The 3,800-nt window shown below is 57.9% G+C and carries 4 protein-coding genes; all 4 read left to right on the top strand.

The features are described from left to right. The first annotated feature begins 203 nt into the window (after positions 1-203). Genes NW857_RS08920 through ndhI form a run of 4 tightly spaced genes read left to right on the top strand, consistent with a single transcriptional unit; the run spans position 204 to position 3,468 of the window. Positions 204-1,388: an NAD(P)H-quinone oxidoreductase subunit H gene (locus tag NW857_RS08920; protein WP_414335237.1), complete on the top strand. Its 1,185-nt coding sequence runs from the start codon at positions 204-206 to the stop codon at positions 1,386-1,388. Positions 1,389-1,418: 30 nt separating this feature from the next. Continuing rightward, on the top strand, positions 1,419-1,622 hold the full coding sequence (locus NW857_RS08915; RefSeq protein ID WP_414335220.1) for a hypothetical protein: 204 nt from the start codon (positions 1,419-1,421) through the stop codon (positions 1,620-1,622). Positions 1,623-1,681: 59 nt separating this feature from the next. Next, the gene (nuoH, locus tag NW857_RS08910; RefSeq protein ID WP_414335218.1) at positions 1,682-2,803 is read left to right on the top strand and encodes an NADH-quinone oxidoreductase subunit NuoH; all 1,122 of its coding nucleotides are present in this window, start codon (positions 1,682-1,684) and stop codon (positions 2,801-2,803) included. A gap of 47 nt (positions 2,804-2,850) precedes the next feature. Then, positions 2,851-3,468, top strand: a complete 618-nt coding sequence (gene ndhI / locus NW857_RS08905) for an NAD(P)H-quinone oxidoreductase subunit I (protein ID WP_414335216.1) — start codon at positions 2,851-2,853, stop codon at positions 3,466-3,468. Positions 3,469-3,800 lie beyond the last annotated feature (332 nt).

Genomic DNA, 3,800 nt, shown 5'->3' with positions numbered 1-3,800 from the left:
GCCATTCGGGGGTGAACCAGATGCCGCCATCCCTCTCCTTACCTTTTTTTAAAACACTCTAGCCGAACCCATTAGGGGATCCTCAATGACGAAAATTGGGATCCCTGATGGCCTGAGAGATCGAGGAACCGCGGGAAAGCCGTTATACTGCAAATGTTGCAGACCATAAACATTCTTCAGTTGCGGAGGCGGCGGCTATGCCCATGCCCATGATCGAGACCCGTACCGACCGGATGCTGCTCAACTTTGGGCCGCACCATCCCTCTATGCACGGGGTCTTGCGCCTGCTGGTCACCCTCGATGGCGAAAACATCGTCGATTGCGAGCCGGTGATCGGCTACTTGCACCGCGGCATGGAAAAAATTGCCGAAAACCGCACCGTGGTGCAATACCTGCCCTACGTCTCCCGCTGGGACTACGGCGCTGGCATGTTCAACGAGGCCATCACCGTCAACGCCGTCGAGAAACTGGCTGGGATCCCGGTGCCCCGGCGGGCCAGCTACTTGCGGGTGATCATGTTGGAGCTGACCCGCATCACCAACCACCTGCTCTGGTTCGGCCCCTTCTTGGCGGACTTGGGCGCCCAAACTCCCTTCCTCTATGCCATGCGGGAGCGGGAGTGGATCTTGGATTTGTTTGAAGCCGTCACCGGCATGCGCCTCATCAACAACAACTACTTCCGCGTCGGGGGCGTAGCGGTGGATCTGCCCTACGGCTGGACGGAAAAATGCCTCGATTTTTGCGAGTACTTCCTGCCCAAAGTAGATGAGTACGAGCGGCTGGTTACCGACAACCCCATTTTCCGCCGGCGGCTGGAAGGGGTGGGGGTCATCTCCAAGCAGGATGCCATCAACTGGGGTCTATCCGGCCCCATGCTGCGCGCCTGCGGCGTCAACTGGGATCTGCGCAAGGTGGATCACTACGAGTGCTACGACGACTTCGACTGGGAGGTGGCCGTTTACCCAGAGGGGGATTGCCTGGCCCGCTATCGGGTGCGTATGAAAGAGATGCGCCAGTCCTGCAAAATTGTCCAGCAGGCGGTGAAGGCCCTGCCCGGTGGCCCCTTTGAAAATCTGGAAGCCAAACGCATGCTGGAGGGGCCAAAGTCGGAGTGGAACAAAGGCGATTACCAGTTCATCAGCAAAAAACCCTCGGCCAACTTCAAGATCCCCAAAGGAGAGGCCTACGTGCGGGTGGAGAGCGCCAAAGGCGAGCTGGGCATTTACATCGTCGGCGACGACAATGTCTGTCCCTGGCGCTGGAAAATTCGTCCGCCTGGCTTTGTCAACCTGCAGGTGCTGCCTCAGCTCATTCGCGGCATGAAGGTAGCCGATATGATCGCCATTCTGGGCAGCATCGACATCATCATGGGGGAGGTGGATCGCTAAAATACCGCTAGGAAAGCGAGGATAAAGGCGATGGCCTGGGCGATCTTGGTTCTGCCGCTCTTGATTGTTGCAACTATTGCCGCAATTATCGGCCCCAAGCAATGGGCCAAGTACCAAGAAGAAAGGCGTCGCCGCGCAGAGCAGCTATCCGATGCTCGCCTCCAGGCCATCATTCAGCAGGAGCTACGCCGCCGCCACCGTCCCCCTCAGTCGGATCCCAACGGCAAGGCTTAGTTAACGCACGGGATCCAAGGTTTTTTTGACCCACCGTCTTTAGGGAGCTACTCAACCCCATGACAACTGCCGGTATCGACCTACAGCTTGGCTTTGAGACTGCCCTGCAAAACTTGGGCTTGGGCCCAGGTGCTGCCCACGCCCTCTGGATGCCCCTACCCATGTTGTTGCTGGTCATCGCCGCCACTCTAGGGGTGATGGTGATGACTTGGCTGGAGCGCAAGATCTCGGCAGCGGCCCAACAGCGGATTGGCCCCAACATGGCCGGGCCGCAGGGGGTGCTGATCCCGATTGCCGATGGCCTCAAGCTCTTGACGAAGGAAGATGTGCTGCCCAGCCTGGCCGACCCGGTTTTGTTCACGCTGGGGCCGATCCTCGTTTTCCTGCCGGTCTTTTTGTGCTACCTGGTGGTTCCCTTCGGCCAGAACCTGTTGATCTCTAACATCGCCATCGGCGTCTTTTTCCTGATCGCCACCTCCAGCGTGCAGCCCATCGGCTTGTTGATGTCCGGCTACGGCTCCAACAACAAGTATTCCCTGCTGGGGGGGCTGCGGGCGGCGGCCCAGTCGATCAGCTACGAGCTACCCCTAGCTCTGTCGGTGCTGGCGGTGGTGCTGATGAGCAACGGCTTGGACACCGTGGGGATTGTGGAGCAGCAGAGCGGACTGGGGATCCTCAGTTGGAACGTCTGGCGGCAGCCGATTGGCTTTGTCATTTTCTTGATCTCGGCCCTGGCGGAAACGGAGCGGATCCCGTTCGACTTGCCGGAAGCCGAGGAGGAGCTGGTGGCTGGCTACCAAACGGAGTACTCCGGCATGAAATTTGCCCTGTTTTATCTGGGATCCTACGCCAACTTGCTGCTGGCTTCCCTGATTGCAGCGGTGTTGTACTTGGGCGGCTGGTCGTTCGTGGTGCCGGTGGAGACGATCGCCGCCTGGGCTGGGATCCCGTTGGACAACCCCTTTTTGCAGATCGGCGCGGCGGTCTTAGGGATTCTCATGACGATGGTCAAGGCTTTTATCTTCGTGTTCTTGGCCATCCTCTTGCGCTGGACCTTGCCGCGGGTGCGTATTGACCAACTGCTGGACTTGGGGTGGAAATTTCTGCTGCCCGTCTCGTTTGTCAATTTGCTGTTGACGGCAGCTTTGAAACTCGCCTTCCCAAGCGTTTTCGGGGGTTGAATGAAAGTAATGAAAGTAAAGAAAGCGAGAGAGGGAGAGAACAGGCCATGACTTTTCTGAAGCGAGTTGGCGAATACGTAAGCGATGCTTTCAAAGCGGCCAAGTACATCGGCCAGGGGATGGGGGTGGTTTTCGACCACATGGGCCGTCGCCCGGTGACTGTGCAATACCCCTTTGAAAAGCTGATCCCCTCCGAGCGCTTTCGGGGACGCATTCATTTCGAGTTCGATAAGTGCATTGCCTGCGAGATCTGTGTTCGGGTTTGCCCCATCGACCTGCCGGTGGTGGACTGGGCCTATAACACCGAGATGAAGAAAAAAGAGCTTTACAGCTACAGCATCGATTTTGGAGTGTGCATTTTCTGTGCCAATTGTGTGGAGTTTTGCCCCACCAATTGCCTCTCGGTTACCGAAGATTATGAGCTAGCCACCTACGACCGCCACGACCTCAACTACCACCAGGTGGCGATGGGCCGTTTGCCTTCCAAGGTCACGGAAGACCCGATGGTGACGCCGCTGCGGGAGTTTGCCTACCTGCCCAAGGGGGTGATCGATCCCCATGAGCTGCCTGCCGGATCCCAACGGGCTGGCAAGCGGCCGGAGGAGATTCTGGCAGAAATGAGAGCCGCCAAAGAGGCGAAAGCAGCCAAGGCCGCCGTGGAATAGGGATCCCCTGCACTCGGCACTGCTGTCCCTCACCCCCGACCCCTCTCCCCCTGGGAGAGGGGAGAAGAACTCTGCTTCAAGAAGGTGTTTTGTGGCCGCTATGGCTGTTTGAACTTGTGCGGCTCACTTGTCTGCAAGGTGGGGAAAAGTTTTCTGGATCCCTGAGTCAAGAACTGGAATGGGGGTGTCCAGGACGGATGGATGCCAGCCTTAGCCAACTCTAGGGAAAGGAAAAGGTAAACCTGCTCGCAGAGCCAGGAGAGGTGGCCGATCCGCTGAAGGTTTGTGCGGCGCTTCCGCTTTTGCGAACTGTTACAGTAAAGGGAATGGGA

The organism is Synechococcus sp. H55.9, from assembly GCF_047462355.1.
In the GTDB taxonomy this organism is placed as follows: Bacteria; Cyanobacteriota; Cyanobacteriia; order Thermostichales; family Thermostichaceae; genus Thermostichus.
The sequence above is the reverse complement of the archived record's forward strand: the minus strand, read 5'-3'. Positions and strand labels throughout refer to the sequence as shown.

Bases quoted from the DNA above. Each gene is read 5' to 3' on its own strand.
- nuoH (WP_414335218.1), top strand. From the start codon at position 1,682: ATGACAACTGCCGGTATCGACCTACAGCTTGGCTTTGAGACTGCCCTG.
- NW857_RS08915 (WP_414335220.1), top strand. From the start codon at position 1,419: ATGGCCTGGGCGATCTTGGTTCTGCCGCTCTTGATTGTTGCAACTATT.
- NW857_RS08920 (WP_414335237.1), top strand. From the start codon at position 204: ATGCCCATGATCGAGACCCGTACCGACCGGATGCTGCTCAACTTTGGG.
- ndhI (WP_414335216.1), top strand. From the start codon at position 2,851: ATGACTTTTCTGAAGCGAGTTGGCGAATACGTAAGCGATGCTTTCAAA.